The organism is Prosthecomicrobium pneumaticum, assembly GCF_014199915.1.
Lineage (GTDB): Bacteria > Pseudomonadota > Alphaproteobacteria > Rhizobiales > Kaistiaceae > Prosthecomicrobium > Prosthecomicrobium pneumaticum.
This window is the reverse complement of the sequence record NZ_JACHOO010000001.1, coordinates 441,272-467,411: the sequence shown is the minus strand read 5'-3', so window position 1 is coordinate 467,411 and position 26,140 is coordinate 441,272. Positions and strand designations below refer to the sequence as shown.

Genomic DNA, 26,140 nt, shown 5'->3' with positions numbered 1-26,140 from the left:
AGCCGTCCGCTCGCACAGACGGGCGTTGACCTCGACCTGCGACCCGATATGGTCTGGCCAACGTCGCGGCCGGGAGGCGGCGGCGGCCCGATCAACGCCGTCGGCGATACGGCTACAGCGGAACACGACGATGAAGCTGCCTGCGCGATTTGCCCTCTCCATTGCTGCGCTCGCCCTGTCCGCCACCGGTGCTTTCGCCCAGTATGTCGATTGGCACGGGGCGGGCGAGAAATTCCTGAAACGGGGCGACTATGCGAATGCCGCGAACTGGTTCCGCGAGGGTGCCCGGCACGACAACGCGTGGAGCCAGATCAGCCTCGCCAGGCTCTACGAGGATGGCCTCGGGGTCGAGCGGGACTACAAGAAGGCCGCCTACTGGTACGGCAAGGCGGCCGATGGCGGCAATGACTGGGCTCAGAACGGCCTCGGCACGCTCTACAAGAACGGCCAGGGCGTCGAGCAAAGCTACGCCAAGGCGCTCGAATTGTTCCAGAAGGCGGCCGAGAAGAACAACCCGTGGGCGATCTACAATCTCGGCCAGATCTACGAGGAAGGGCTCGGCGTTCCCGCCGATCTCGACAAGGCGGTTGGTTACTATCAGAAGGCGGCGGACGCCGGCAATGGCTGGGCCCAGTACCAGCTCGGAGGGCTGTATTACGACGGCCGCGGTGTAACTCAGAGCTTCAAGGAGGCGGCACGCCTCTACGGCCTCGCCGCCGACCAGCAGAACGGCTGGGCCTCGTTCAAGCTCGCCGAGATGTATGTGGCCGGCAAGGGTGTGCGGCTCAACGTTGCGACGGCGATCAAATACTACCGGATCGCCGTCGACCAGAACATCACGCCTGCCCAGACGGCGCTCGCGCAGCGTCTCGAAAAGGGGGCGGGCGTGAAGCGGGACCGTGCGGAAGCCCTGCGGCTCTATGAACTTGTCGCGGCCAAGCCCGATGCGCCGGCCTGGATCGCCGAGCGGGTTGCCGCGCTTTCGGGCGACGGGAAGAAGACCGCCCAGACGACTCAATGACACGGCCGCTCCTCGACAACGCCGGGGAGCCTTCCGACCGGGTGCAGGGGCGGATCGCGAAGCGTGATTCTCGACATCCGGCGGGCTCGTCCTTCCGCTCGGTCGGCCATGCGCCCTCGTCACCCTGTGGCGAGGGCGCAACACTTTCCGCGCCAGATTCCCTGTTACGTCACGGCACCCGCAGAAATGTTGGGTTCTGCCGACGACGGCGCCGGCGCCGCAGCCTTGCCGTTTGCGATCGCATTGCCTGTGAGGAGGATTGTGATAGTCCTTAATGTGCCTGGTGGGATGCGGGCGGGGGAAGTCATGCTGTATCGCAGCGCCGGGGACCGGGTGTCTCCGACGGTTAAGTTGAGTGAACGTTCGCGTCTCAGCCGTGGCGTGTTGTTGAGCGGCACATCGCTCGCAGCGCTGATGCTCGCCGGGTTGATACCGGGCGAGGCGAGGGCGGACTGCTCGGTCACCGGGACGACGCAGAATTGCTCGGGCTTCCTCGAGAACGGTGTCGTCGCCGGGGCCGGCGTCACGGCGCTCAATGTCGGCAGCCTCACCAATGATATCGGCCGCTACGGCCATATCGACGGCATCTCGTTCACCACGACGGGCGCCGCGACGTTGGTCAGCAATACCGGCAGCTACAAGATCAATGTCTGGGCGAGCGATGCCGATGGCATCGTGGTCACCACGACCGGCAACGCGACGGTTTCGGTCAATCATACCGGAAACATCGAGACCTCGGCCGGCTACGGCATCATCGAGTCGTCGGGCGGCGATATCGTCTCGACGAGCTCTGGCTTCATCAATTCCGCCAAGGGCGCGATCCAGGCTTATGCCGGCGGCGCCGTGACGCTGCAGCACACCGGCAATCTCAACACCGCCTCCGGCATCGGCGTCGATGTGGAGGGCGGCGACGACGTTTCCGTGACGACGAGCGGCACGATCACCTCGAAGTTCGAGGGCATCAAGGTCTCGACCGATGGCTCGGGCGCCTCGGCGACGGTGACCCACACCGGCTCGATCACCTCGGCGGTCGCCGGCGGCATCGACGTCTCGGCCGATGACGGCCCGGTGAGCGTCACAACCTCCGGCGGCTCGATCCAGGCGAAGCACGACGCCATCTCCGCGGTCAGTGATGGCGACACCACCGCGGATACGGTGACGGTCACCAATGGCAACACGCTGCTCTCCTGGGAGGGCCGCGGCATCGACGCCTCGGCCGCGAACGGCGCGGTCACGGTCACCTCGGGCACCGCGACCAACGCATCGATCGTGTCGCGTTCGGACGGCATCCGGGCGGTGAGCAACGGAACGACGTCCGACGCCCTCGTGACGGTCGACTACAAGGGCGACATCCAGGCCTATGCGGAGACCGGCGACGATTCCGCCAAGGCCTACGGCGTCTACGCCACCTCGAAGGGCGGCTCGATCTCGGTCACGACGACGGGGAATATCGGCGCCGAGACGGACGGTATCCGCGCCTTCGCGACGGCGGCCGACGCCGATGTCACCGTCAACCACACGGGCAACATCCAGACCAATGACGGCCGCGGCATCTATGCGACGGCGGCGGACGGCCCGGTCTCTGTGACCGTCAACGGCACGATCAACTCGAAGACCGAAGGTGTCTTCGCCGTTTCCTCCGGCCCGTCGGTCGACGACGGCGTGACCGTCAATGTCGGCAGCGCGATCTCGGCCGACGCCGAGGGCGTCTTCGCGAAGTCGGAGAACGGCGCGGTCACGGTCACCTCGACCGGCACGATCGAGGGCAAGACCGAGGGCGTTCACGCCGTCACCTACGGCACCGACAGTTCGGCGGGCGTCACGGTCAGCGTCAACAATGCGACCGGCTGGGACGGCCGCGGCATCTATGCGGTTTCGCCGCAGGGTGCGGTCTCGGTCACCTCCACCGGCAAGGTCACCGGCGGCACGGATGGTATCTACGCCGTCGCGAACGGCGACGATGAGTCGGCGAGCGTCACCGTCTCGGCTGGTTCGATCCAAGCTTCGAACGGCTACGGTGTCTACGCGACATCGAAGAACGGCGCCGTATCGGTCAGCGCGACGGGCAACATCACCGCGACGCATGAACTCGGCGAGGACGGCGACGGTATCTATGCCGTGGCGCCTGAGGCCGCTGTCACGGTCGACGTCAAGAACGTGTCCGGCCAGAACTACGGCATCTATGCCGTGACGGATGGCGACGAGCTCGAGGATAGCGTCACGGTCACCGCCGGCAACGTCACCGGCTGGGACGCGGGCGGTATCTACGCCACTTCGGAGAACGGCGCCGTCTCGGTGACCGCCGGGAATGTGGTCGGTCAGACGGACGGCATTTACGCCGTCACCGACTCGATCGACTCCTCCGCCGGGGTGACTGTGTCGGCCGGTGCCGTTACCGGCTGGGACGGCTACGGCATCTATGCGACTGCGCCGCAGGGCGCGGTTTCCGTCACGGCGACCGGCGCGGTGGTCGGCAAGAAGGACGGTATCTATGCGGTCACCGACAGCGTCGATAGCGACAACGGCGTCACCGTCAGCGCCGACGACGTGACCAGCTGGGACGGTCGCGGCATCTACGCGACGGCGCCGCAGGGCGCCGTTTCGGTCACCTCGACGGGCACTGTCATCGGCAAGACCTGGGGCATCTATGCCTACGCGCCGGGCGTCGACGGCACGATCGCGAGCGTGACGGTCTCGGCCAACAACGTCACCGGCTGGGACGAGCGCGGCATCTATGCGGTCTCCGAGAACGGCGCGGTGTCCGTCACCTCGACGGGCGCCGTCGAGGCCGGCAAGGAAGGCATCTACGCGGTCGCGAACGGGGCAGGATCCGAGGCGACGGTCACGGTCGATGCGCACGACGTCACGTCGAAGGATAACCGCGGCATCTATGCCGACTCGGCCAACCACGCGATCAGTGTGACGTCGGACGGCGCCGTCGTTGCCAAGAAGGAAGGCATCTATGCCTCGGCGAAGGGAGCCGGCACGGATGCGACGGTCTACATCGACGCGCACGACGTTTCGTCGGTGGACGAAGAGGGCATCTACGCCGTCTCGGAAAACGGCAAGGTGACCGTCAAGTCCGACGGCAAGGTTTCGTCGGACTCGAAGGAGGCCATCTACGCGGTCGCCAAGGGCACCGACGACTCCGCAACGGTGACGGTCAACGCGCACGATGTGGAGTCGAAGGTCGATAAGGGCATCTACGCGAACTCGGTGAACCATTCGATCACCGTGACGTCGGACGGCGCCGTCGTTGCCAAGCTCGAAGGCATCTACGCCTGGGCGAAGGGGGCGGGGACCGACGCCACGGTGACGGTCGAGGCGCACGACGTGTCGTCGGAGGACGAAGAGGGTATCTACGCCGTCTCGGAGAACGGCCAGGTGACCGTCAAGTCCGACGGCAAGGTCTCGTCGGACTCGAAGGAGGCCATCTACGCGGTCGCCAAGGGCACCGACGACTCCGCAACGGTGACGGTCAACGCGCACGATGTGGAATCGAAGGTCGACCGTGGCATCTACGCGAACTCGGTGAACCATTCGATAACCGTGACGTCGGACGGCGCGATCACGGCCAAGCTCGAAGGCATCTATGCCGTCGCGCACGGTGCGGGCACGGACGCGACGGTCGATATCGAGGCGCACGACGTGTCGTCAGAGGACGAGGTGGCGATCTATGCGACCTCGGACAATGGTGCGGTGACGGTCGGCTCCGATGGCAAGGTCTCGTCGGACACGAAGGAAGGTATCTACGCGGTCGCCAAGGGCACGGACGCATCGGCGACGGTGACCGTCAACGCGCACGACGTCGAGGCCATGAACGACCGTGGCATCTACGCGAATTCGGTGAACCATTCGATCACGGTGACGTCGGATGGCGCGATCACGGCCAAGCTCGAAGGCATCTATGCCTGGGCGCAGGGTGCCGGCACGGATGCGACGGTCGATATCGAGGCGCACGACGTCTCGTCGGAAGACGAGGAAGGCATCTATGCCGTCTCGGAGAACGGCAAGGTGACGGTCGGATCCGACGGCAAGGTTTCGTCGGACTCGAAGGAAGGCATCTACGCGGTCGCCAAGGGCACGGATGCTTCGGCGACGGTGACGGTCAACGCGCACGATGTGGAATCGAAGCTCGACCGCGGCATCTATGCGAACTCGGTGAACCATTCGATCACCGTCACGTCGGACGGCGCGGTCGTTGCGGAGCTCGAGGGCATTTACGCTGTCGCGGCCGGTGCAGGTTCCGATGCGACCGTGACGATCGAGGCGCACGACGTCACCTCGAACACGAAAGAGGCGATCTTCGCCAGCTCGGCGAACGGAGCTGTTTCGGTCTCTTCCGATGGCAAGGTCACGACGACAGCGGCCAAGACCGGTATCTACGCCGTGTCGACCGGCAGCGATGCCTCTGCGACGGTTTCGGTGACTGCCAAGGACATCGAGTCTGGCGGACGGGGCATCTATGCGACGGCGTCCTACCGCGGCGTGACGGTGACCTCGACGGGCTCGATCGTGGCCGAAGAGGAAGGCATCTTCGCCATTGCCACCCACGCGACGAACACCGATGCGACGGTGACGGTCGAGGCGCACGACGTCACCTCGAACAGCGAGGAAGGCATCTACGCGACCTCGGTCGCCGGGGCGGTTTCCGTGACGTCGGACGGCAAGGTGACGGCCGAGAAGGACGGTATCTTCGCCACCACCACGGGCGACGACGCCTCGGCGACGGTTTCGGTCACTGCCAAGGACATCGAGGCCGGCGGACGCGGTGTCTATGCGACGGCGTCCTACCGCGGCGTGACGGTGACCTCGACGGGCTCGATCGTGGCCGAAGAAGAAGGCATCTTCGCCATTGCCACCCACGCGACGAACACCGACGCGACGGTGACGGTCGAGGCGCACGACGTCACGTCGAACGGCGACCGGGGCATCTACGCGACCTCGGTCGCCGGCGCGGTGTCCGTGACGTCGGACGGCAAGGTGACGGCCGAGAAGGACGGCATCTTCGCCACCACTACGGGCGACGACGCCTCGGCGACGGTTTCGGTCACTGCCAAGGACATTGAGGCCGGCGAGCGTGGTGTCTACGCGACGGCCTCCTATCGCGGCGTGACGGTGACCTCGACGGGCTCGATCGTGGCCGAAGAGGAAGGCATATACGCGGCCGCCACCCACGCATCGAACACCGATGCGACGGTGACGGTCGAGGCACACGACGTCACGTCGAACGGCGAGGAAGGCATCTACGCGACCTCGGTCGCCGGCGCGGTGTCCGTGACGTCGGACGGCAAGGTGACGGCCGAGAAGGACGGCATCTACGCCACGACCACGGGCGATGACGCATCCGCGACGGTTTCGGTCACTGCCAAGGACATCGACGCCGAAGGGCGCGGCATCTATGCCACGAGCAGCAAGGGCGACGTCGACGTCACCGTGACGGGCGACATCACCTCCGGCTCCTACGGCATCTTTGCGAAGAGCGGTGACGGCGGCGCGGTGACGGTCGATGTGACCGGCGACGTGACGGCGACGGCGAACGCGGCGGTCTATGCCGAAGGCAACGATACGCCTGTGTCGGTGACGACCGACGGCGACATCACCGGCGAGACCTATGGTATCGAGGTCAAGGCGGTCGATACCGGCGCCGACGTGACGGTCGACGGCGGAACGGTGAAGAGCAACACGAACGCAGCCGCCATTCGGATCGCGACCGGCGACGGTGCGACGATCACGAACGCGGGCACGATCGACGGCGGCACGGGCTACGCCATCCAGACCGTCAATTCAGGCCTCGGTTCCGTGCCGACGGTCGGTTCCGAGACCACGATTACCAATAACGGCACGATCAGCGGCAATATCGACCTGTTCTCGGCCTATAGCGAGATCTTCAACACCGCGGACGGCACGCTGAACGCCGGCTCGGACATCTCCTTCTATGACGGGTCCGGCAAGCTCCAGAACGCCGGCATGCTTTCGGTCGGCGCGGTCGGCACGATCTTCACGACGCATCTCGACGGCGATTTCGAGCAGACGGCGGGCGGCGAGATGCTCGTGGACATCAATGTCGCCACCGGGCTCGCGGACAAGCTGACGGTCAGCGGCGATGCCGATGTCGACGGGACGATCGCGCTGAAATTCCTCGACATCCACGGCGTGGTTCCGTCGACCTACACGCTGATCACTTCGGCGGGTCTCGGCGTCACCAGCCTCGACCTCGCCAATGTGGCCCTCAACGGCACGATCGACTATGTCGACGGCAAGGACGTCGTGCTGACGCTTAACGGCTTCAACTTCACGGGCGGCCAGTCGGAGCCGTGGAGCGAGGTCGGCGAGATGTTCAACACGCTCCTCGCTTCCGATGACCGGACGCTCGACCCGATCCTCTACGCGCTGCTCGATATCACCGACGTGCCGGAGTATGTCGACGCGCTCAAGCAGCTTGCCCCCGACCTCTCCTCCCAGACGGCGAGCACGGCGGTGACGTCGAACCTCAACTTCGCCAATCGTCTGCTGAGCTGCCGCGTTCGTGATGGCGTCTATGCCTTCAATGCGGAAGGCGAATGCTCGTGGTCGAGCATGCAGATGACCTTCACCGATCGGCAGGCGACGAGCCAGAACTCCGGCTACGACCAGACGGCGTTCAAGGTGTCCGGCGGCGTGCAGCGGGCGATCTCCGACGATTGGCGGCTCGGCCTGGCGGTGGGTTATACCAACACGTCGTCGAACGGTGACTACGGCACCAGCACCGACAGCGACCAGGCGGAAGCGGGCGTCGTGCTCAAATACGATCACGAGGCTCTGACCATCGCCACCTCTCTGACCGGCGGCTATGGCTGGTATGACAACCGGCGCAAGGTGGCGATCGGCGGGTTCACGGACGAACTGTCCGGCGACAACGGCATCGCGCTGGCGTCGGGCCGGGTCCGCACGGCCTACACCTTCGCCAAGGACGGCCTTTACGTGCGGCCGATGGCCGACGTGGATCTGACCTGGATCGGCTTCGGCGGCTACACGGAGAAGGGCGGCATCGCGGCGCTCTCCTATGAAGACACCAACCATTGGGTCGTCACCGTGACGCCGGGGGTCGAGTTCGGCGGCGAGTGGAAGGCGGCCGACGGCGTGATCTTCCGGCCCTATGTCGATGCGGGTGTCTCCTTCATCGGCGGCTCGGACATCGACATCCAGGCCCGCTTTGCCGCGGTCGATCCGAGCCTCGGCACCTTCGCCATCACTTCCTACGGCGACGATGTGCTCGGGCGGGTCAATGCCGGCCTCGACATCCTGACCACCAGCTCGAGCGCGCTGCGCTTCTACTACGAGGGCAGCTTCGGCAAGACCATCGAGCAGCATACGGCGGGCGCCAAGTTTGCCGTCCCGTTCTGATCCGGGGGATACCGTGAAGAAATACTTCGATCACATGATCGCGGCGGTCCCGTCTCTCGATCGTATCGGCTCGCGCCGGCTCGCTCTGGCGGTTCTCCTCGTCGTCGCGACGCCCGCCCTGTCGCAGGATGCCCCGCGTGCCGGCGATCAGGCGCAGGCGGGGCCGGCCTGGTCGACCGAATGCCGTGCCGATGCACGCAGCGGCCCGCTGAGCTGCCGGATGGAGCAGCGCATCGTCGTCGCGAAGACGGGTCAACTCGTCGGCATGGTGTCGATCCGGGTGCCGTCGGAAACGCGGGAGCCGGTCGCCATGATCCAGGCTCCTCTCGGCCTGTCGCTCGAGGGTGGCATCGCCCTCGACGTCGACGGCAGCACGGTCGAGACACTGCCGCTTCAGACCTGCGATGCCAGCGGCTGTTATGCCGGGGCTGCCATAAAGTCGGAAGTGCTGTCGGCCCTGTCGAGGGGCACGACGCTCACGCTCGTCGTTCAGAACCTCGACAAACAGCCTGTAAAACTGCCGCTCTCTCTTGCCGGCTTCGCGGCGGCTTTCGCCAAAGTGAAGTAGTGCGAGGCGTTCGGCAGCGGGGGCAGCGTATCGATGGCGATCACCAGCGACCAGTTTCCGATCGAGGGTCGGACATTCCGGCCCTCGCGGACTGAGCGAGCGCGCCTTTCGCCGGACGTCGAGCGAGCAGAGGATAGCGGGAGCCCGGCTGCCTGGCACCCGCCGACCCTCTCCGCGCTCGGTCGGTGGCTCAACGGGTCCGGCTATCAGAGGTACGAGTTCGTCTTCATCTTCTTGTTGATCTGCGCCTCGCTCGCCTTGATGACCGGGTTCGCGCTGATCCTGTTCTTCGGCAGCAGACCGCTCGGCGAAGGGGACGTATTCTACTTCTTCGTTATCGCCGGACTATTTGCCTGCAGTCTCGCCTATCAGCTGAGCCGTTTCGGGACCGCGAGACGGCAAGCGAAACGCGAAACGCTGCCGCCGGCGGTCAAGACACGCTTTCTGTCGGGCGACGCGCCTCCGGTGCTCGTGCTCGTGCCGAGCTATCGCGAAGAGCAGCGCGTTCTCGCGATGACCGTGCTGTCCGCCGCCCTGACGCAATATGCGAACCGCCGCATCGTCGTGCTGATCGACGATCCGCCGGGGGATGCGGCCTCGGTCGCCGAATCCCTCGCGGCCGTCGAGGCGGTGCGTGCCGATATCGAGGCGACGATGGCGCCATTGGCTGCCGCAGCCGCCGCTTGGCGGCGCCGCGAGGCCACCGGCCGCTATGATCTCCAGGGCGAGGCGAAGCGGATCGCCGGGCTTTATGCCGATGCCGCCTTCTGGCTCGAGCAGACCGCGCAGCGCATGGAGCGGGAGATCACGGAGGCATTCCGCCACGTCGATACCTTCTTCGTCGATTCGATCCTGCGCGATCTGGCGCATCGGTACCGTCGCCATGCCGATGGGATCGCCTTTGCACGGCTGGAGGCGGGAGAGGTCTCGGCGGAGTATCGGCGCCTTTCGACGCTGTTCTGCAGCCAGATCGAGACGTTTCAGCGGAAGACTTTCCGCAATCTGTCGCATCGCCCCAACAAGGCGATGAACCTCAATGCGTTCATCGGCCTGCTCGGCGCCCATTATCGTGTCGTCGACGACGAGCGCGGCCGGACCCTGGTGCGGGCGACGGCCGACAATCACGATCTCGCCATCCCTTCGGCGAAATACATCCTGACGCTCGACGCCGACAGCGTCGTGCGGCACGAGTATCTGCTCGAGCTGGTGCACGTTCTCGAAAGCCGCGACACGGTGGCCGTCGCCCAGACGCCCTATCTGACCTTCCCCGCTGCCGGCGCTCCGGTCGAGCGGACAGCAGGCGCGACGACCGACATCCAGTTCCTCGCCCACCAGGGAACGACCTATTACAATGCCTCCTATTGGGTCGGCGCGAATGCTCTGATCCGCCTTACCGCGCTGCGCTCCGTTCGGCGCGAACGGGTGGAAGACGGCGTTCCCGTCCACGTCTTCATCCAGGACGACACCGTCATCGAGGACACGGGATCGACGATCGATCTGCTCGATGCGGGCTGGGCCGTGCACAACCATTTCGCACCGCTCGCCTATAGCGCGACGCCGGCCGATTTCGGCGCGCTCGCCATCCAGCGGAAGCGTTGGAGCAATGGCGGCCTGATCATAGCGCCCTGGCTGATGCGGGAATATCTCGCTTCGGGCGAGCGTCTGCGGCGGCTGCCCGAACTGGTCATCCGCGCGAATTATCTGCTGTCGCCACTGATCGGCAATGCCTGCCTGCTGGTCCTGATGATGCGCAACACACGCACCGACGGGATCATGCTGTGGACCCCGCTGATCATCGTGCCCTACTTCCTCCTCTATGCGCTCGATCTGGTCCGGCTCGGCTATCGCGCCCGTGACCTGTTCTCGGTCTGCGCGCTCAATCTGATGCTTCTGCCGGTCAGCTTCGCCGGTATCGCAGCCTCCTTGCGGCAGATGGTGACGGGCCGGCGCGTGCCGTTCTCGCGAACGCCGAAGGTCGCCAACCGCACCTACATTCCGCCGATCTATTTCCTCTTCAACATCGCGATGGTCGCGCTGACCCTGCGCTATGTGGCGAATGGCATCTGGTCGGGCCACTATACGGAGACCTTGCTGCGTCTGATCGACGTTGCGCTCTATGTCTATGGCATCGTCGTGTTCATCGGCCTGCGAGAGGGCTTTGCCGATCTGGTCGCCTGGATCGAGATGAAGACCGAGTGGATGAGCCGCCGGCTGGGCCGTGGGCGCCAGGAGATGCCCGAGCAGACGGTCGCCTGATCGCGGGTTCCGGCGGCCGGGGCCGGCACGCCATCCCGACCCGGCGCCTGTTGGCGCCGCGGTCGCGCGATCTCGACGAGGCTGCCCCGCGAGCGGACGGCCGCCTGATGGCGCTTCCGCCGGTCCGGGCGCACGCCATCCCATCCCATCGCCGTCCCGGAGCTGCGTGGGCGGCAGTCGAACGGTCTCGACGGAGCGTGCCCGGCGAGCGTTCGCGGGGACAGGCGGCTGCCGGCTTCTTTTTCGGCTGTGTGGATTAATCCGGCGTCTCGTTCCGTATATGGGGCATGACCAAGGATCGTCCCCGTTTCGATGTTCTCGCCCAGATGACGGCGCTGCGTCGTTATGCGCGGTCGTTGACGCGCGACGAGACCGATGCCGAGGACCTCGTCCATGACGCGCTGGTGCGCGCCTATGAGAGGCGCTCGAGCTTCCGGGAAGGCGGCAGCGTCCGCACCTGGCTGTTCTCGATCCTGCACAACGTTTTCGTCGATCGTCGCCGGGCCCGTCGGGCCGAGATGGCGCGGATCGAGCAGGTCGCGGAGTTGCAGGAGCGAGAGGCCGCGCCGCATCAGGAGCAACAGCTCCGTCTCGCCCAGGTCCGCCGCGCCTTCATGGACCTGCCCGAGGAGCAGCGGGCCGCGCTCCACCTCGTCGCCATCGAAGGGCTGACCTTCGCCGAGGCTGCTGGTGCGCTCGGCATCCCGATCGGCACGCTGATGTCGCGCCTCGCCCGTGCCCGTGCTGCGCTTCGTCAGATCGAGGACGGCGTGCCGGCCGGCCGGCCGCGGGAGAAGGGCCAGCCCCACCTCAGGATCGTCGGAGGATCGGATGGACCATCCGCTTGACCCCATCACGGAAGCCGATCTCCAGGCCTATGTCGAGGATCAGCTGCCGGTCGCACGCCGGATCGAGGTCGAGACCCATCTCTGCCGCAGTCCGGACGAGGCGGTGCGGGTGATGGCGGATCTGCGGGTGCGCGACGAACTGCGTCTGGCGCTCGCCGAGGCGCCGCGGGCCGCTCGCGTCGCGACCACCGAGGCGGCGCGGCGCCTGGAGCGCGGGCTCGGCCGCGACCGTCTGGTCCGCCAGCTGCGCCGGATCGCCGCTGTCGCCGTACTGATCGCGGCGGGCTGGCTCGCCCATGCCGAATTCGGGGCCTTCGGCGTCAGCCCGGTCGTCGCCTCCGCTGTACCCCCGGCCTATGTCGCCGATGCGGTCCGGGCGCACGGCACGGCGCATGTTCGCGCTGCAATGGCCTCCCAGCCGGAGGTGCCGCGCTTCGACCGGGCCGAGCTCCGTGCCGCGACGGCGATCGATCTGCCGGCCCTGCCGCAGGAGTGGTCGGTGACCGATGTCCAGGTCTTCCCCTCCGCCTTCGGACCGAGCGTGGAGGTTGCGATCCGGACCGAAGCGCTCGGCCCGGTCTCCCTGTTCGCCGTTCGGCCGGGCGGCTTCGATGTCGTCTCGGCGTCGGCGGTGCGCGAGGGCGATCTCGCAGCGGCCTACTGGCAAGTGGGGGAGGTCGCCTATGCGCTCGTCGCCGCGGCCGAACCCGAGGCTCTGAGGGCGGCGGCCGGCCGGCTCGCCCCTTCTTTCTACTGACGTGCAACCCTGTCCAACATCCAAGGGACGATCGACATGAACACGCCCAATTTCGGCTACGGCCTGCAGACCGGCAGGGGCCGGATCGATCGGGCCGCTTTCGACGAAGGCCTGCGCGCCCACATGCTGCGGGTCTACAATTATATGGGGCTCGGCCTCGTGCTGACGGGCATCGTCGCCTATATCGTCGGCACGACGCCCGCGCTCTATGTGCCGATCTTCTCCACCCCGCTCAAATGGGTGGTGATGCTGGCGCCGCTCGCCTTCGTGCTCGTCTTCTCGTTCCGGATGGAGCGGATGTCGGCCTCCTCGGCGCAGGCGATGTTCTGGGCCTTCTGCGCCGTGATGGGCCTGTCGCTCGCGTCGATCTTCCTCGTCTTCACGGGCACGAGCATCGCCCGCACCTTCTTCATCGCCGCCACGATGTTCGGCGCGATGAGCCTCTACGGCTACACGACCAAGCGCGATCTGTCGCAGTTCGGCTCGTTCCTGATCATGGGCCTGATCGGCGTCGTGATCGCGAGCCTCGTCAATCTCTTCCTGCAGTCGAGCGCGCTGCAGTTCGCCGTCTCGGTGATCGGCATTCTCGTCTTCGTCGGGCTGACCGCCTGGGACACCCAGTCGATCAAGGAGCAGTATGCCGACCATTTCGACGCGGAATCGAAGCAGAAGCTCGCCGTGTTCGGCGCCTTTTCGCTCTACCTCAACTTCGTCAACATCTTCCAGCTGCTGCTCAGCCTGACCGGCCAGCGCCAGGAATGATCGGGCGAGGAGGAGAGACGACCATGGACAATCAGGACCGGCAGGCGATCGAGGGGTTGTTCGCGCGGCTCGAGGCGGTCGAGCGGCAGTCGGCGCCGCGCGATGCCGATGCCGAGGCGTTGATCGGCGAGTGCGTCGCGCGGCAGCCCGCCGCGCCCTATCTGATGGCGCAGACCATCGTCATGCAGGACGTCGCGCTGCGGGACGCGGAAGAGCGGATCGCCGCCCTCGAGCGGCAGGTCTCGGAGCGGCCCGCCGCGGGCGGGCTGTTCTCGAGCCTGTTCGGCGGCGGCCGGCCGGCGCCGGCGCCGCTGTCCGCCAGGGTGGCGCCGCGCGCGGCGGCCGACGAACCTCCCGTGACGGCACGCGGCGGAGGCGGCTTCCTCGCCGGCGCTGCCCAGACCGCGATGGGTGTCGCGGGCGGTGTGTTGCTCGGCAACGCGATCGCTGGCATGTTCTCCGGAGGAGAGGCGAACGCCGCAGAACCCTCTGCCGCGGAGACCGCCGAGCCCGAGGCCGCCCCCGCGGCCGAAGAGGAAGGCGGCTTCTTCGATGGCTTCTTCGGCGGCGACGAAGAGCTCTGATCCGCGATCCCAGACGCTGGACGGGGGCGGGCGCCAGCTCGCCCCCGTCGGCGCGTGCAGCTATGGCCGTGCCGGTCCGAGCATATCCGAAGGTTCTTATGCCGGTTGACGACACGCGCCCCACGGCGTCCGCCCTGGTGCCGGCGAGCTCCGCCGTGGTGCGGCGCCGTCTCTCCGACCTCCTGATCGGTCTCGCGGAGGATGAGAGCCGCGCGCGGATTTCGGTCGGCGACATTCTTGTCGCGACGCAGGAGCGGGCGCTCGGCGCGCTGCTCTTCATCTTCGCCTTTCCGAACATCCTGCCGACCCCGCCGGGCACCTCGGCGATCCTCGGCGCACCGCTCATTTTTCTGGCGGCCCAGCTCGCGCTCGGCCTTCCGCCCTGGCTGCCGCGCGTGATCGCCGCGCGGTCGATGGCGCGGCGCGACTTCGCCGCGCTGACGCGCCGGGTAGTGCCCTGGCTTCAGAAGGGGGAGCGCCTCTTGCGGCCCCGCGCCGGCGTGCTCGTCCGTCCGCCCGTCGAGCAGCTGGTGGGCGTCGTCTGCTTCCTTCTGGCGGTTATCCTGTTCCTGCCGATCCCGCTCGGCAACATGCTGCCGGCGCTGGCGGTTTCGCTGTTCTCGCTCGGTATTCTGGAGCGCGACGGGTTCTGGATCCTCGCCGGCTTCGTCGCGGCGATCGCGGCCGTTCTCCTCGTCTGGGGCGTGTTCTTGGCGCTCTTGAAGACAGCGCTGTTCCTGATCGCGAGCGCCTTCCACTGACCGTCCGCCCGTCCGTAAGACCGGCGTGCAAGCCCGAGCCATACTCCGATAAGTCGATTCGGAGGCGCGAAACGCACGCCGGGGCGAAAAGTTCCAATTTGGAATGAATTTCGGCGTTGCATCACATTCGACGTCCGGACTAGGCTGAAGGTGTCGATCGGGTCTTGAACCGGCGGCGGCTCCTTGGGCTTGCGCGGTTCGGCATGACGCCGTGATCGGCTCGTGGGGCAGGGCTGGGGGCAGCTATGTCGAGACGAATCATTCTCGGAGAGATCCGGCAGCAACTCATCGAGGAAGGGGCGCTGCGGCCGGACGGAGAATCCGACCGTATTCTGCGGACCGTTATCGAGCGGGGCGCGGGGGCCCTGTCCCCAACGGATCGTCAGCATTACGATCGTGCCATCATGCCTGTGATCGACTGGGTGGCCTTCGGCTCCGGAAGCGAGCTTCCGATCGCCGCAGAGTAGAACGCCCGAGGGTCGAGCCGCATCGCGCGCCGGGAGGAGACGGGCGCGTTCGATCGCCGGCCCAAGGCCGAACTAAGGAAGGATCGTTATGCGGCCTGAGCGCCTGCTCGGCCTGCAGGACGGTCGTTTCGGCCTCGATACGACGCGGAGGGAGGTTGGCATGTCGGATCAGGGAACGCTCGATGTCGTGAGGGTGCGCTTCAGCGTGCCGGAGGCCCACACGCTGCGCGAGACCGCGCATGGCAAGCGCGCCGCGGCGGGCGCCGTTGGACAGCGGGAGAGCTGGACGTATGAAGAGATCGGGCCGGCCGGCGAATTGGTCGCCCGCTACGAGGCGTGGCGCCACACGCCCGAGGGCAGGCTGAAGCCGCTCGAAGGCTGGCGCAAGATGGCGCCCGACGGCGCGACGATCGGCGGCGCCGACCACGGTTACGGCGAGTAGACGAAGGCCGCCGGGGCGCTCGGTGCGGCCGCTCCGGGCGTGAGCGTTGGCGTTGCGGCGCGCCTGCCGGGCGGCCCTTACGGATGTGTCGCGGCGCGCCCACGAGGGGCCGCGATATCCCGACCGAAACGCCACCCCTTCCAAACTGTTCAGTGAACGGTTATTGTCGATCTCGTCCAGATTGGGGGGCCGTGATGTCGTTCGCGCCGCTGTTCGCTTCGCCCGGCCCGGTCGTGCTGCACGCCATCGCGGCGCTTGCCGCCTTCGCGCTCGGCCTCGTCCAGATCGTCGCTCCCAAGGGCACGGTGCCGCATCGGCTGCTCGGCTGGCTCTGGGTGGCGATCATGGCGTTCGTGGCGCTGTCTTCGTTCTTCGTGCACGAGATCCGGCTGTGGGGGCCATGGAGCCCCATCCATCTCCTGTCGATCGGCACGCTCTTTGGGCTTGCGGCCGCGGTCTATGCCGCGCGCCGCCACGCGGTGCGCAGCCATCGCAATGCGATGATCGGCATCTTCGTCGGCGGGCTCGTCATTGCCGGCGGGTTCACCCTGCTGCCCGGCCGGATCATGCACGCCGTCGTCTTCGGCGGCTGAGACGCTACCAGAACGGCTCGACCGACCGGAAGCGCCGCCAGGCCTTGCGGATGTCCTGCTCGGTGTCGTGGTCGTCGCGCGCCCGCCAGCCTTCGAGATAGGCCGCGGCGCGGACGAGGTCCGGCGCGGCGCCCGTGGTCAGGGAATCGAGGAGCTGCGGCAGCACCGCGCTGTCGTTTGCCCGGCCGAGCGCCTGCTGCAGCCCGGCGAGCGCGTTCTGGTAACGGCGCAGCTTGCCCGAGCCCTCGAAGAGGTTGGCGAGCAGGTCGACGGCATAGTTGAGCTTCTTCACCGTGATCCGCAGTTCGTGCCGCTCCGGAGCCGGCAGCGTCTTCAGCCGCCGTCCCCGCCGGCGGACCTGCTTCGCGAGGCGGTCGAGCAGGTCGGCCGCGGCGCCCGCCGCAGCTTCGTTCAGCCGGGCGCCCTCGACAGGGGGCAGATCCTCCCGCCAGGAGCGCCGCACCAGCGTGTCGAGCAAAGCGAGATGGAGACGGCTGGCGCTCGGTCCGTCGAGCGCGGCGCGCGCGCCCTCATAGGCGGTGCGGCGCTCGGCCTCCGCCACCGCCTTCAGCCCCGCAAAATCGATCCGTGCGGCGTCGTTCGGCTCGGCGGTGGCGAGGCTCTCGGCGAGGAACACGTCGATGTCGCGCGCCCGGCCGAGCGCACCGGCGAGCGCCTTGCCCTCGTCCGCCAGACGCCGGAACACCGGGGCCGGCGCGATCCGCCGCATCAGGCCGCAGATCGAGCGCAGCCGGCGGAGCGACACCCGCGTCTGGTGGATCACCTCCACCTGCAGACCCGCCTCGGCCGCCTTGAGATTGCCGGCGACATGGCGGGCGGCCGCGCCGAGCACGGTGGCGATCGCGTCGTCGAGCTTCATCGCCGGATCGAGCGCCGGCCGCTCCGCCTTGACGATCGGCACCCCGGAACCGAGCAGCAGGAAGCCCCGCTCGGCCTTGCTCATGTGGCCGACGCACAGGCCGTGCGTCTCGACCAGATCGCGGGCGAGGCCGATCAGATGCTCCGCGCCGCCGGCGAGCAGTTCCAGTTCGATCTCGTGCAGCGTCGTGGACCGCCCCTCCGCCGCGATGAGCCCTTCATCGTGTGCGAGTTCGAGCAGGGCGCCGTCGACGTCGAGCCGGATCGCGTGGCGGCGGATGCGGGTGGCGACCGAAGCGAACAGCGGCGCGCCGGCGAGCGCCTTGCGCACGGCATCGGCGGCGTCCTGCGGCAAAAGAGCGGGATCGGGTGCCGCGCTCTCGACCGACGCCTCCCACTCCGCCCGGCCGGCCAGCGCCTCCGGGATATCGAGTTCCTGCTTCACCGTCGCGGTCAGCCGGCCGCCGGACCGGCGGATGCGATAGGTGAGGCCGGCGCGGCGCAGCCTGTGGTCCGGCGCGTCGAAATAGGTCGCCTCGAGACGGCGGAAGACACCGCGATTGCGCGCCCGGCTTGCGATTGCCGGGGAACGGATCGCGCCGGCGATCGCTTCGGCCGAACCGGTCAGCTTGATCTCGACCTCGATGGGGGGCGGCGCGATGCCCTGTTCGGTCCGCGGGCCGGGAAAGGCGAGGTCGTTCATGGTCTCATCTCAACTCGCAACGACGAAGGCCCGCACGCCGTCGGCGACGAACTGCACCGAGAGGGCGGCGAGCAGCACGCCGAGCAGGCGGGTCAGAACCGTCCGCCCGGTGTCGCCCAGCAATCGGTCGAGCCGATTGGCCCCGAGGAAGACGAGAACGCATGTCGCAATCAAGAGGGCGATGATCACGAGCAGCAGGACCAGCTCGACGAAAGTGGGCGCCGAGGCCGCGAGCAGGATGGTCGCCGAGATCGCGCCGGGTCCGGAAATGAGCGGAATGGCGAGCGGAAAGACGGCGATGTGGCGGACATCCTCGATGCCGAGGGCCTGATCCTCGGCGAGGGCCTTCTCCGCGCTCTTCTTCTTGCGGCCGTCGCGGCGCTCGAAGACCATCTCGAAGGCGATCCAGAACAGGAGCAGGCCGCCGGCGATGCGGAAGGCGGGAATGGAGATGCCGAGCAGGGTGAGCACGCCCTCGCCGGCGATCGCGAAGACGAAGAGGACGAGCCCGGCGATGATCGCGGCGCGCAGGGCAACGTCGCGGCGCTGTCCGGCCGTCATGCCGCTGGTCAGCGCCAGAAAAATCGGGGCGAGCCCGATCGGATCGATCGTCACGAGCAATGTGACGAGGGCATTGAGCAGGTAATCCGCCATCGGGCTTCGCGCGAGAGGACCATGCGTCCGCCCGCATGTTGGCAGGCGGCGGGCGCCGGCGCCAGAGCCATCCTGTCCCGAACCGGAATCCGCTGCGGAAACTCATCCAAATGCTGTTGATTGTTCTTCGAATCCGGCCATTTCCTTGATGCTGCCACACCGGGCGCCTAAGGTCGGCGTCATCGAGAACTGATTCCCGGAAAAGAAGTTGGCCGACGAGAACGAACCGCCTTTCGGAGGCGGGCCCGGCGAAGGACGCCCCTCGGAATACGAGCTGGTGTCGATCACCGACGAGATGCGCCGGTCCTATCTCGATTACGCCATGAGCGTGATCGTCTCGCGTGCACTGCCGGATGCGCGCGACGGGCTGAAACCCGTGCACCGCCGTATCCTGCACTCGATGAACGAGAACGGCTACGACTGGAACAAGCCGTACCGCAAGTCGGCCCGCGTCGTCGGCGATGTCATCGGTAAGTATCATCCGCATGGCGACCAGTCGGTCTATTTCGCCCTCGTCCGTATGGCGCAGGACTTCTCGATGCGCGTCATGCTGGTCGACGGCCAGGGTAATTTCGGCTCGGTCGACGGCGACATGCCGGCCGCCATGCGATACACCGAGGTGAGGCTCGCCAAGCCCGCCCATTCGCTGCTCGAGGACATCGACAAGGACACGGTCGATTTCCAGGACAATTACGACGCCTCGGAGCGCGAGCCCGTCGTCCTGCCGGCGCGCTTCCCGAACCTCCTCGTCAACGGCGCCGGCGGCATCGCGGTCGGCATGGCGACCAACATCCCGACGCACAATCTCGGCGAGGTCATCGACGCCTGCATCGCGCTGATCGACAATCCGGCGATCGGCATCGACCAGCTGATCGAGATCGTGCCCGGGCCGGATTTTCCGACCGCCGGCCTGATCGTCGGTCGCAGCGGCATCCACCAGGCCTATCAGACCGGCCGCGGCTCGATCATCATGCGCGGCCGCGTCGAGGTCGAGACCGTGCGCAAGGAGCGCGAGGCGCTCGTCATCACCGAGATCCCGTATCAGGTGAACAAGGCGCTGATGGTCGAGAAGATCGCCGAACTCGTCCGCGACAAGCGGGTCGAGGGCATCTCCGATCTGCGCGACGAGAGCGACCGGCAGGGCATGCGCGTCGTCGTCGAGCTGAAGCGCGACGCGGTCGCCGATGTGGTGCTCAACCAGCTCTACCGCTTCTCGCCGCTGCAGACCTCGTTCGGCGTCAACATGGTGGCGCTGTCGGGCGGCCGGCCGCAGGTCATGAACCTCAAGGATCTGATCCAGGCCTTTGTCGGCTTCCGCGAGGAGGTCGTCACACGGCGGACCAAGTTCCTGCTCAACAAGGCGCGCGACCGCGCCCATGTGCTCGTCGGCCTCGCCATCGCGGTGGCGAATATCGACGAGGTGATCCAGCTGATCCGCACCGCCCCCGATCCGGCGACGGCGCGCGAGCGGTTGATGGCGCGCGACTGGCCGGCGATGGACGTCGCGCCGCTGATCGCGCTGATCGCCGACCCGCGTCACGCGCTCTCGGCGGACGGCACCTACCGGCTCTCGGACACGCAGGCGCGCGCCATCCTCGATCTCCGCCTGCAGCGCCTGACGGCGCTCGGCCGCGACGAGATCGGCGACGAGCTGAAGACGATCAAGTCGGAGATCGAGGACTATCTCGAGATCCTCCGCTCCCGCGTCCGCGTGATGTCGATCATCAAGGACGAGCTGAAGGCGGTGCGCGAGGAATTCGCGACGCCGCGCCGCACGGAGATCCTCGACGGCGGCTCGGATTTCGAGGACGAGGACCTCATCCAGCGCGAGGACATGGTCGTCACCGTGTCGCATGCCGGCTATGTGAAGCGCGTACCGCTCGTCACCTACCGGGCGCAGCATCGCGGCGGCAAGGGCCGCTCCGGCATGACGACGCGCGAGGAGGATTTCGTCACCCGCCTCTTCGTCGCCAACACCCACACGCCGATCCTGTTCTTCTCCTCGCGCGGCATCGCCTACAAGATGAAGGTGTGGCGGCTGCCGCTCGCGGCGCCGCAGGCGCGCGGCAAGGCGCTCGTCAACCTGCTGCCGCTCGAGGCGGGGGAGCGGATCACCTCGATCCTGCCGCTGCCCGAGGACGAGGCGGCCTGGGACACGCTCGACGTGATGTTCGCGACGACGCGCGGCACGGTCAGGCGCAACAAGCTGTCCGATTTCGTGCAGGTCAACCGCAACGGCAAGATCGCGATGAAGTTCGACGACGAGGGCGATGCCATCGTCGACGTCCAGGTCTGCTCCGAGCGCGACGACGTGCTGCTGACGACGGCGCTCGGCCAGTGCATCCGCTTCGAGGTCGGCGACGTGCGCGTCTTCAAGGGCCGCGATTCGCAGGGTGTGCGCGGCATCGCGCTCGCCGAGGGCGACCGGATCATCTCGATGGCGATCCTGCGCCATTTCGAGGCGAACGCGCAGGAACGCGCTGCCTATCTCAAGATGAGCCGGGCCGTGCGCGGCGAGACCGAGGGCGAGACCGAGGCGGCCGAGCCTGAGGCGGAGGAGGGCGCCGTCGCCGGCGAGCTCTCGTCCGAGCGCTATGCCGAAATGGGGGCGTCCGAGCAGTTCGTGCTGACCATCTCCGAGAACGGCTACGGCAAGCGGACCTCGTCCTACGAGTACCGCGTCACCGGCCGCGGCGGCAAAGGCATCGTCGCGATGGCGGTCAATGCCCGGAACGGCACGCTCGTCGCCTCCTTCCCGGTCGAGGACAGCGACCAGATCATGCTGGTGACGAATGGCGGCCAGACCATCCGCATGCCGGTCGGCGGCGACAAGCCGATCCGCATCGTTGGCCGCGGCTCGCAGGGCGTGATCGTCTTCGATACGGCGGAGGGCGAGAAGGTCGTGTCGGTCGATCGCCTGAGCGAGGCCGAGGAGCAGGGCGAGGGTCTTGCCGGTGTGGTGACCGGGTAGGTCGCCATCTCCCGCCGAACAAAAAGACGCCGGCCAAAGGCCGGCGTCAGTTTTTCCGGGGGAGGGATGGACGAGGGGATTATTCGGCCGAGGCAACCGGCACGCGGGTCAGGACCGAGACGCCTTCCTGGCGGTGCTCGACCGTGACGTAGCGGATATCGTCGGCCTGCTGCTCGATGTGAAGACGGTCGGCCTTCTTGGCCGCTCCGCCGAGATCGGAATAGACGGCGGCGCTGGCGATTCCGACGGCCACGGTGGCGACGCCGGCGACAGCGAGGATGCTGGAGTGCAACCAGATCGACATGCGATCCTCCTGAATGCCTTTCCGATCAAACTTGAAACAAGCTTACGCGGTGCAGTCTGAACGTTTCTGGTCCGGCGCGTTCATCTGCGGTTCATCTGACGGATAAATGGTGAGGCTTGCGCGAGGTTCCCATGAGCCCCATCCGAACGCTGCGTCACTCTTGTGTGAACGGCGGCTTGCCGCGGCGCGCGCGGCCCGATAGGACGGACCGGAGCGGGACCTTTTCGATGACGCGCATCGCCTTCTATCCGGGGTCGTTCGACCCTCCGACCAACGGCCATCTCGATGTGATCGCCCGGGCGCTCGCGCTCGCCGACCGGCTGGTCGTCGCGATCGGCGTCCATCCCGGCAAGACGCCCGTGCTGACCTTCGAGGAGCGGGTCGCGCTGATCGAGGCGGTGGCGGCGACGATCGACGGGGCCGCGGGCCGTGTCGAGGTTGTCGCCTTCGACGGGCTGGCGGTCGAGGCCGCTCGCGCGGCGGGCGCGACGCTGATGATCCGGGGCCTGCGCGACGGGACGGACTTCGATTACGAGATGCAGCTCGCCGGCATGAATGGCGAACTGGCACCCGAGATCCGGACGGTCTTTCTGCCCGCATCGCCCGCGGTGCGCCACGTCACGGGCACGCTCGTCCGGCAGATCGCCAAGATGGGCGGCGACGTCGCGGCCTTCGTGCCGGTCGTCGTCGCCCGAAAGCTGACACAAAAGTTCCGTTCCTGAAGCGCCCGCGCCGATGGGCGCCCGTTAGGAGACGCCGCTTTGAACCGCCTGTTCGGCCTGATCGCCGCCCTCTTCGTCGCGCTGCCGCTTGCCGCCGCCCTGCCGGCGCAGGCCCAGAAGCTCGATCCGCAGAACACGCTCTATCTCGATCTGAAGGACGGTCGCGTCGTCATCCAGCTGCGGCCCGATCTCGCACCCAAGCACGTCGCGCAGATCAAGAAGCTGACGCGGGCCGGCTTCTATGACGGACTGACCTTCCACCGGGTCATCGACGGCTTCATGGCGCAGACCGGCGACCCGACCGGCACGGGCATGGGCGGTTCGGACGAGCCGAACCTGCCGGCCGAGTTCTCCAACGCTCATTTCGCGCGCGGCACGCTCGGCATGGCGCGGACGCAGGACCCGAACTCGGCCAATTCGCAGTTCTTCATCATGTTCGCCGATGGCGGATTCCTCGACGGCCAGTATACCGTCTGGGGCGAGGTCGTCTCGGGCATGGAATTCGTCGACCGGATCGCCAAGGGCGAGCCGCCGGCCGACCCCGACAAGATCATCAGGATGCAGGTCGCCGCGGACGCCAAGTAGGGCGTCGTGCGATGGCGCGTGGAAAAGCGCGCTGCCCCCGGGATCGGCGTGCCGATCCCTAAAGACCGGCGGGTGACGGACCGCCGCCCCCGAAGAGACACGAGGAGGCCCCCTCAATGGCCGAAATCAACGATCCCGAAAACACGCTGCTTCTCGAGACCGCGCACGGCGTCGTCACCATCGCGCTGCGGCCCGATCTCGCGCCCAACCATGTCGCGCGGATCAAGGAACTCACCCGCGAAGGCTTCTACGACGGCGTCGTCTTCCATCGCGTCATCGACGGCTTCATGGCCCAGACGGGCGACCCGACCGGCACCGGCATGGGTGGCTCGGGCAAGAAGCTGAAGGCGGAGTTCACCAACACCCCGCATGTCCGCGGTACCGCCTCGATGGCGCGCGCGCAGAACCCGGATTCGGCCGACAGCCAGTTCTTCATCTGCTTCGAGGACAGCCCCTGGCTCAACGGCCAGTACACGGTCTGGGGCCAGGTCGTCGATGGCATGGACGCGATCGACAAGATCAAGCGCGGCGAGCCGGTCAAGAACCCGGACGCCATCGTCTCGATGAAGGTCGCCGCCGACGCGGCCTGAGCCGATTTGCGGCCGAAGCGGCCGTCGACTATGAGAGGCGCGGCTCCGGCCGCGCCTTTTCACTTCGAGGACCGATGCGCGTCGACCTTTTCGACTTCGACCTGCCCGAGGACCGGATCGCGCTTCGCCCCGCGCGGCCGCGTGATGCGGCGCGTCTGCTCGTCGTGCGGCCCGGGAGCGTGCCGGAAGACCGGATCGTCCGCGACCTGCCGGAGCTTCTCGCGCCCGGCGATGCGCTCGTCTTCAACGATACGAAGGTGATCCCGGCGCAGCTTTTCGGCGAGCGCGTACGGAACGGTGCCGCGGCGAGGATCGCCGTCACGCTCCACATGCGCGAGGCGGCCGACCGCTGGCGCGCCTTCGCACGGCCCGGCAAGAAGCTCGAGCCCGGCGACCGCATCACGTTCGGAGAGGCCGCCGACCGGGCCTGCCTCGCCACCGGGTTGGCCGCAACGGTGATCGAGAAGGGCGAGGGCGGCGATGTGCTGCTCGCCTTCGATCTCGCCGGCCCCGCTCTCGACGGCGCGATCGCCGCCGTCGGCCACATCCCGCTGCCGCCCTATATCGCGGCGCGGCGGCCGGAGGACGGCGAGGACCGGCGCGACTACCAGACCATCTATGCCCGGGAGGAGGGCGCGGTCGCCGCGCCGACCGCGGGCCTCCATTTCACCGACGATCTCTTCGGCCGGCTCGACGCGCGCGGCGTGTCGCGCCATTTCGTGACGCTGCATGTCGGCGCGGGTACCTTCCTGCCGGTGAAGGCGGAGGACACGGCCGCGCACCGGATGCACGCCGAGATCGGCACGGTCGACGCCGCCACGGCGGATGCGCTCAACGCCGTGCGGGCGCGCGGCGGGCGGGTGGTGGCCGTCGGCACGACCTCGCTGCGGCTGCTCGAGAGCGCGGCGGGTGAGGACCGGATCATCCGGCCCTTCCGTGGCGCCACCGACATCTTCATCACGCCCGGCTATCGCTTCCGCGCCGTCGACCTGCTGATGACGAACTTCCACCTGCCGCGCTCGACGCTCTTCATGCTCGTCTCGGCCTTTTCCGGACTCGAGACGATGCGCAGCGCCTATGCGCAGGCGATCGAAACCGGCTATCGCTTCTATTCCTATGGCGACGCCTCGCTTCTCCATCCAGCCGAGCCCGAATGACCGATCGCTTCTCCTTCCATCTCCTCGGCACCGACGGCGGCGCCCGGCGCGGCGAGATCCGCCTGCCGCGCGGCGCCATCCGCACCCCGGCCTTCATGCCGGTCGGCACGGCCGGCACGGTGAAGGCGATGTATCCCGATCAGGTGCGCGCCCTCGGCGCGGATATCATCCTCGGCAACACCTATCATCTGATGCTGCGGCCGGGCGCCGAGCGGGTCGCGCGGCTCGGCGGCCTGCACGTCTTCGCCAACTGGCCGCATCCGATCCTGACCGATTCCGGCGGCTTCCAGGTGATGAGCCTCGCGCAGCTGCGCAAACTCGACGAGACGGGCGTCACCTTCCAGAGCCATGTCGACGGCTCGAGGCATGTCCTGACCCCGGAGCGGTCCGTCGAGATCCAGCTTCTGCTCGATTCCGACATCATCATGCAGCTCGACGAATGTGTCCGGCTGCCGGCCGAGGAGGCCGAGGTGGCGCGCGCCATGCGGCTGTCGCTGCGCTGGGCGGAACGCTCGAAGCGCGCCTTCGGCGAGCGTCCGGACCGGGCGATCTTCGGCATCGTGCAGGGTGGCGACGTCGCGCATCTACGGATCGAGTCTGCGCGCGAGCTGGCGGCGATGGATTTTCCCGGCTATTCGGTCGGCGGTCTGGCGGTCGGCGAGCCGCAGGCGGTGATGCTCGCCATGCTCGAGACCACCAATCCCGTGCTGCCGGCGGACAAGCCGCGCTATCTGATGGGGGTCGGCACGCCGGACGACATCATCGAATCGGTCGCGCGCGGCATCGATATGTTCGACTGCGTGATGCCGACCCGGGCCGGCCGGCATGGCCTCGCCTATACCCGCTTCGGCAAGATCAATCTGAAGAACGCGCGCCACGCCGAAGACAGCCGCCCGCTCGACGAGGCGTCCGACTGCCCGGCGGCGCGCGACTATTCGCGGGCCTATCTGCACCACCTCTTCAAGACCGACGAGATGCTCGGGGCGATGCTCCTGTCCTGGAACAACCTCGCCTATTATCAGGCGCTGATGGCGGGCATCCGGGCAGCGATCGACGAGCGGCGGTTCGAGGACTTCCGGCGGACGACCAAGGAAGGCTGGGAGCGCGGCGATCTGCCCGCCGCGGCGTAG

Annotated in this window: 21 protein-coding genes; 18 read left to right on the top strand and 3 right to left on the bottom strand. The window is 67.4% G+C overall.

The features are described 5' to 3' along the window. Positions 1-130 precede the first annotated feature (130 nt). The 12 genes from GGQ63_RS02090 to GGQ63_RS02035 all read left to right on the top strand — a co-directional run bounded on the left by GGQ63_RS02090 (position 131) and on the right by GGQ63_RS02035 (position 16,445). On the top strand, positions 131-1,021 hold the full coding sequence (locus tag GGQ63_RS02090) for a tetratricopeptide repeat protein (RefSeq protein ID WP_183851980.1): 891 nt from the start codon (positions 131-133) through the stop codon (positions 1,019-1,021). Between the two features lie 387 nt (positions 1,022-1,408). Further along, on the top strand, positions 1,409-8,407 hold the full coding sequence (locus GGQ63_RS02085; protein ID WP_183851978.1) for a hypothetical protein: 6,999 nt from the start codon (positions 1,409-1,411) through the stop codon (positions 8,405-8,407). A gap of 13 nt (positions 8,408-8,420) precedes the next feature. Beyond that, a complete protein-coding gene (locus GGQ63_RS21905; RefSeq protein ID WP_183851976.1) occupies positions 8,421-8,975 on the top strand; it encodes an invasion associated locus B family protein in 555 nt (184 codons plus the stop codon). A gap of 261 nt (positions 8,976-9,236) precedes the next feature. Continuing rightward, positions 9,237-11,231 (top strand): glycosyltransferase family 2 protein, encoded by a 1,995-nt coding sequence (locus tag GGQ63_RS02075; protein ID WP_183851974.1) that lies wholly within the window; start codon positions 9,237-9,239, stop codon positions 11,229-11,231. Positions 11,232-11,518: 287 nt separating this feature from the next. Further along, positions 11,519-12,079 carry a sigma-70 family RNA polymerase sigma factor gene (locus GGQ63_RS02070; protein ID WP_183851972.1) on the top strand — a complete coding sequence of 187 codons (561 nt, stop codon included), beginning with the start codon at positions 11,519-11,521 and terminating at the stop codon, positions 12,077-12,079. Next, on the top strand, positions 12,063-12,836 hold the full coding sequence (locus GGQ63_RS02065) for an anti-sigma factor family protein (RefSeq protein WP_183851970.1): 774 nt from the start codon (positions 12,063-12,065) through the stop codon (positions 12,834-12,836). Before GGQ63_RS02070 ends, GGQ63_RS02065 begins: the two co-directional genes overlap by 17 nt. Positions 12,837-12,872: 36 nt before the next feature. Further along, positions 12,873-13,598, top strand: coding sequence for a Bax inhibitor-1/YccA family protein (locus GGQ63_RS02060; protein WP_183851968.1), 726 nt, complete (start codon positions 12,873-12,875; stop codon positions 13,596-13,598). Positions 13,599-13,621: 23 nt separating this feature from the next. Then, the gene (locus tag GGQ63_RS02055) at positions 13,622-14,182 is read left to right on the top strand and encodes a DUF2076 domain-containing protein (RefSeq protein ID WP_183851966.1); all 561 of its coding nucleotides are present in this window, start codon (positions 13,622-13,624) and stop codon (positions 14,180-14,182) included. Positions 14,183-14,319: 137 nt separating this feature from the next. Next, positions 14,320-14,943 (top strand): exopolysaccharide biosynthesis protein, encoded by a 624-nt coding sequence (locus GGQ63_RS02050; protein WP_343061057.1) that lies wholly within the window; start codon positions 14,320-14,322, stop codon positions 14,941-14,943. A gap of 245 nt (positions 14,944-15,188) precedes the next feature. Further along, entirely contained in the window at positions 15,189-15,410 is a 222-nt protein-coding gene (locus GGQ63_RS02045) for a hypothetical protein (protein WP_183851961.1), read from the top strand. 88 nt (positions 15,411-15,498) lie between these two features. Continuing rightward, positions 15,499-15,852: a hypothetical protein gene (locus GGQ63_RS02040; RefSeq protein WP_183851959.1), complete on the top strand. Its 354-nt coding sequence runs from the start codon at positions 15,499-15,501 to the stop codon at positions 15,850-15,852. A 194-nt stretch (positions 15,853-16,046) separates the two neighbouring features. Continuing rightward, complete coding sequence (locus tag GGQ63_RS02035; protein ID WP_183851957.1) at positions 16,047-16,445, top strand: DUF2306 domain-containing protein; 399 nt, start codon at positions 16,047-16,049, stop codon at positions 16,443-16,445. A gap of 4 nt (positions 16,446-16,449) precedes the next feature. Here GGQ63_RS02035 and GGQ63_RS02030 read toward each other — a convergent pair whose 3' ends face one another. Both GGQ63_RS02030 and GGQ63_RS02025 read right to left on the bottom strand, forming a co-directional pair. Continuing rightward, the gene (locus GGQ63_RS02030) at positions 16,450-18,027 is read right to left on the bottom strand and encodes a CYTH and CHAD domain-containing protein (protein ID WP_183851955.1); all 1,578 of its coding nucleotides are present in this window, start codon (positions 18,025-18,027) and stop codon (positions 16,450-16,452) included. Between the two features lie 9 nt (positions 18,028-18,036). Next, positions 18,037-18,681 carry a MarC family protein gene (locus tag GGQ63_RS02025; RefSeq protein WP_183851953.1) on the bottom strand — a complete coding sequence of 215 codons (645 nt, stop codon included), beginning with the start codon at positions 18,679-18,681 and terminating at the stop codon, positions 18,037-18,039. A 295-nt stretch (positions 18,682-18,976) separates the two neighbouring features. Here GGQ63_RS02025 and gyrA point away from each other — a divergent pair, with 295 nt between their 5' ends. After that, the gene (gyrA, locus tag GGQ63_RS02020; protein ID WP_210308367.1) at positions 18,977-21,652 is read left to right on the top strand and encodes a DNA gyrase subunit A; all 2,676 of its coding nucleotides are present in this window, start codon (positions 18,977-18,979) and stop codon (positions 21,650-21,652) included. 79 nt (positions 21,653-21,731) lie between these two features. On the opposite strand, the gene GGQ63_RS02015 is transcribed toward gyrA, so the two are convergent. Beyond that, positions 21,732-21,956, bottom strand: a complete 225-nt coding sequence (locus GGQ63_RS02015; protein ID WP_183851949.1) for a hypothetical protein — start codon at positions 21,954-21,956, stop codon at positions 21,732-21,734. 227 nt (positions 21,957-22,183) lie between these two features. On the opposite strand from GGQ63_RS02015, the gene coaD reads away from it, so the two are divergent. From coaD to tgt, 5 genes are all read left to right on the top strand, one after another. Next, positions 22,184-22,678 (top strand): pantetheine-phosphate adenylyltransferase, encoded by a 495-nt coding sequence (gene coaD, locus GGQ63_RS02010; RefSeq protein WP_183851947.1) that lies wholly within the window; start codon positions 22,184-22,186, stop codon positions 22,676-22,678. A gap of 48 nt (positions 22,679-22,726) precedes the next feature. Beyond that, positions 22,727-23,263, top strand: coding sequence for a peptidylprolyl isomerase (locus GGQ63_RS02005; protein ID WP_425502048.1), 537 nt, complete (start codon positions 22,727-22,729; stop codon positions 23,261-23,263). A gap of 116 nt (positions 23,264-23,379) precedes the next feature. Then, positions 23,380-23,853 (top strand): peptidylprolyl isomerase, encoded by a 474-nt coding sequence (locus GGQ63_RS02000; RefSeq protein WP_183851943.1) that lies wholly within the window; start codon positions 23,380-23,382, stop codon positions 23,851-23,853. 74 nt (positions 23,854-23,927) lie between these two features. Next, positions 23,928-25,010, top strand: coding sequence for a tRNA preQ1(34) S-adenosylmethionine ribosyltransferase-isomerase QueA (queA, locus tag GGQ63_RS01995; protein WP_183851940.1), 1,083 nt, complete (start codon positions 23,928-23,930; stop codon positions 25,008-25,010). Further along, complete coding sequence (gene tgt, locus GGQ63_RS01990) at positions 25,007-26,140, top strand: tRNA guanosine(34) transglycosylase Tgt (RefSeq protein ID WP_183851938.1); 1,134 nt, start codon at positions 25,007-25,009, stop codon at positions 26,138-26,140. The genes queA and tgt overlap by 4 nt, the downstream gene beginning before the upstream one ends.

What these genes read in the sequence shown, in the direction of transcription:
- GGQ63_RS02090 (WP_183851980.1), top strand. Translation starts at nt 131, where the DNA reads ATGAAGCTGCCTGCGCGATTTGCCCTCTCCATTGCTGCGCTCGCCCTG.
- GGQ63_RS02075 (WP_183851974.1), top strand. Translation starts at nt 9,237, where the DNA reads ATGACCGGGTTCGCGCTGATCCTGTTCTTCGGCAGCAGACCGCTCGGC.
- GGQ63_RS02070 (WP_183851972.1), top strand. Translation starts at nt 11,519, where the DNA reads ATGACCAAGGATCGTCCCCGTTTCGATGTTCTCGCCCAGATGACGGCG.
- GGQ63_RS02065 (WP_183851970.1), top strand. Translation starts at nt 12,063, where the DNA reads ATGGACCATCCGCTTGACCCCATCACGGAAGCCGATCTCCAGGCCTAT.
- GGQ63_RS02060 (WP_183851968.1), top strand. Translation starts at nt 12,873, where the DNA reads ATGAACACGCCCAATTTCGGCTACGGCCTGCAGACCGGCAGGGGCCGG.
- GGQ63_RS02055 (WP_183851966.1), top strand. Translation starts at nt 13,622, where the DNA reads ATGGACAATCAGGACCGGCAGGCGATCGAGGGGTTGTTCGCGCGGCTC.
- GGQ63_RS02045 (WP_183851961.1), top strand. Translation starts at nt 15,189, where the DNA reads ATGTCGAGACGAATCATTCTCGGAGAGATCCGGCAGCAACTCATCGAG.
- GGQ63_RS02040 (WP_183851959.1), top strand. Translation starts at nt 15,499, where the DNA reads ATGCGGCCTGAGCGCCTGCTCGGCCTGCAGGACGGTCGTTTCGGCCTC.
- GGQ63_RS02035 (WP_183851957.1), top strand. Translation starts at nt 16,047, where the DNA reads ATGTCGTTCGCGCCGCTGTTCGCTTCGCCCGGCCCGGTCGTGCTGCAC.
- GGQ63_RS02030 (WP_183851955.1), bottom strand. Translation starts at nt 18,027, where the DNA reads ATGAACGACCTCGCCTTTCCCGGCCCGCGGACCGAACAGGGCATCGCG.
- GGQ63_RS02025 (WP_183851953.1), bottom strand. Translation starts at nt 18,681, where the DNA reads ATGGCGGATTACCTGCTCAATGCCCTCGTCACATTGCTCGTGACGATC.
- gyrA (WP_210308367.1), top strand. Translation starts at nt 18,977, where the DNA reads ATGCGCCGGTCCTATCTCGATTACGCCATGAGCGTGATCGTCTCGCGT.
- GGQ63_RS02015 (WP_183851949.1), bottom strand. Translation starts at nt 21,956, where the DNA reads ATGTCGATCTGGTTGCACTCCAGCATCCTCGCTGTCGCCGGCGTCGCC.
- coaD (WP_183851947.1), top strand. Translation starts at nt 22,184, where the DNA reads ATGACGCGCATCGCCTTCTATCCGGGGTCGTTCGACCCTCCGACCAAC.
- GGQ63_RS02000 (WP_183851943.1), top strand. Translation starts at nt 23,380, where the DNA reads ATGGCCGAAATCAACGATCCCGAAAACACGCTGCTTCTCGAGACCGCG.
- queA (WP_183851940.1), top strand. Translation starts at nt 23,928, where the DNA reads ATGCGCGTCGACCTTTTCGACTTCGACCTGCCCGAGGACCGGATCGCG.
- tgt (WP_183851938.1), top strand. Translation starts at nt 25,007, where the DNA reads ATGACCGATCGCTTCTCCTTCCATCTCCTCGGCACCGACGGCGGCGCC.